At 74.9% G+C, this 2,243-nt stretch carries 2 protein-coding genes; both read right to left on the minus strand.

All coding sequences use genetic code 11. The features are described from left to right. Window positions 1-53: 53 nt before the first annotated feature. A complete protein-coding gene (locus tag ACWEKM_RS46410) occupies window positions 54-470 on the minus strand; it encodes a hypothetical protein (RefSeq protein WP_451627346.1) in 417 nt (138 codons plus the stop codon). Window positions 471-616: 146 nt separating this feature from the next. Then, window positions 617-2,243 (minus strand): SUKH-4 family immunity protein (locus ACWEKM_RS46415; RefSeq protein WP_451627347.1); only part of this gene is annotated, 1,627 nt, incomplete at its 5' end.

Raw genomic sequence — 2,243 nt, forward strand, 5'->3', positions numbered from 1 at the left:
TCCTTAACCACGCACCCGGCCCCCACCCCGAAGTGCTGTTGCGTCACATGAGTTCAGACGTGCGGACTTCGGATCACTCCCTCGGCCTCGACGCAGACCGCGTCCGCCTCGTCCCGGGCCGCCCGGCGCACGCCTAGCGCATACTCCTCGGCCCGGGCCAGTTCCCCCCGCGCCGTGTGCCGGACGTACTCCCGCAGGGCCGCCGCCTCCTCCTGCGCCAGCCGGAAGATGTGGCACGCGCCCTCCCCGAGCGTCTCGTACGTCTGCGGAGCGAGCCGCGCGACCGTCTCGCGCAGCCCTTCCGCCTCCGTCTTCATGTCCTTGGCGAGCACGGTCAGCCGCGCGGCCCGCTCCCACGCGGCGTCCCGCTCCTGCGAGAGCGCCGCCGTGTACGCGTCGACCTGCTCGGGTCGGTAGCCGCGTCCCCGGACGGTCAGGAAGCCGTGCGATGACATCGATGCGCCGTTCATCCTGGAACCCCTCGTCGCCGAACACACACGAAATGATGGTTTCGCGCACATCAGGATGAATCGACTTTAAGTGATCGTGACACGCAAAGGGGGCCGAATCCGATCACTCGACCGGACCCGGCCCCCACGGGCTCACGCGTATGCGGCTACAACAGGCCGTCCCACATCTGCTCCAGCAGCACCGACCACCAGCTCTCCGGCGAGCCGAGCGCCGCCGGGTCGAGCGAGACGAGCTGGGCCTGGAAGTCGACGGTCCAGCGGCCCGCCTGCTCCTGGTTCAGGCCGTACCGCAGCCGCCACATCCGGCCGAGCAGCGCCAGACAGCGGGCGAACTCCGGCAGGCCGGTGTTCACGAACTGCGGCGGTACGGGCGCCCCGCCCGGCCCCGCCTCGACCGGCACGGCGACGATGTTCGCCGTGCCGTACTGCACACAGATCGCCCGGCCGAAGTCGGTGCCCATCACCAGGTAGGAGCCCGCGTCCGGGGCGGGCAGCACCCCGCGCTCCTGCGCCAGCTCCGCCAGCGTCGGCACCGGACGGCCCGGCTGGGCCTGCGCCCAGAAGAACGGGCCCACGTCCACCGGCAGCCCGGCCACGACCAGCATGTGCGCCACGATCGGCGGCACACCCTGCCGGGACACCGCGGCCTGCTCGAAGTGGAACACACCCGGCCCGAACGCCGCCGCCAGTTCCTGCCCGATCCCCTCCGGCGGCACCGGCGGCACGGGCTGCACCGGGGGCAGCGGCGCCCGCACCGGCGCCGGCCGCGCCGGGCCGTCCGCCACCTGGTGCAACTCGCCCTGGTGCGCGATCAGTTGCTGCATGCCCTGCTGTCGGCTCACCTGGTCCGTGCCGTACGGCGCGATGCTGGTGATCCGCGCCTGCGGCCAGGTCTCCCGGATCATCCGCGCGCAGTAGGCGCCCGGCAGCTCGCAGGACTCCAGCTCCGTGTGCAGCTCCAGCACCTGGTCCGGCGGGACGTTCATGGCGCGCAGCTCATGGAAGATCTGCCACTCCGGGTGCGGCATGCCCGGCGCCGAGCGCCGGATCAGCTGCTGCTCGGAACCGTCCTGCGCGCGGTAGCGGAGCACGGCCTGATATCCCGGCCCGACCGTCGGCTGCGCCTGCTGCGGGTAGCCGTACGTGGGCGGCTGACCCGGTGCGGGCTGACCCGGTGCGGGATGGCCCGGTGCGGGATGGCCCGGTGCGGGATGGCCCGGTACGGGCTGGCCGGGCGGCGGGACCGCGCCGGGCGGCATCGGCTGCGGGGCGGCCGGGGGCATACCGGGAGCGCCCGGCATACCAGGTGCGCCCGGGGGCGCGGGCGGAGGCATGCCGGGGCCGCCCACCGGAGGCGCGGCCAGCACGGTCTCGGCGTGGTGCACCGGAGGCGGCTGCGAGGCGCCGGGAACGGGAGGCGCACCCGGGACACCCGGGGCGCCCGGAGGATTCGGCACACCGGGGGCACCCGGGGGATTCGGTGCGCCAGGGGCGCCCGGAGGCTGCGGGACGCCCGAGCGCTGCGGGGCGCCACCGCCCGTACCGCCGCCGGCCATCTGGCTCGGACCGGCGAGCATGGTGGCCGCGTGGTGCACGCTGCCGGGAGGGGTGTCGCCCGGGGCACCCGGCGGATTCGGCCCGCCGGGAGCACCGGGGCCGGTGCCGCCGGGCCCGTCCGGGCCGAGCGACGACACGAGCCGCGTCGGTACGTAACCGCCGGACGGCGTACCGGGCCCGGCGGGCGCAGGCGTGCTTCCCGGCCGCACGCCCGGG

The sequence above is a fragment of the Streptomyces sp. NPDC004752 genome (genome assembly GCF_053601275.1).

Coding starts and splice junctions, on each gene's coding strand:
- ACWEKM_RS46410 (WP_451627346.1), bottom strand. CDS start 470: ATGAACGGCGCATCGATGTCATCGCACGGCTTCCTGACCGTCCGGGGA.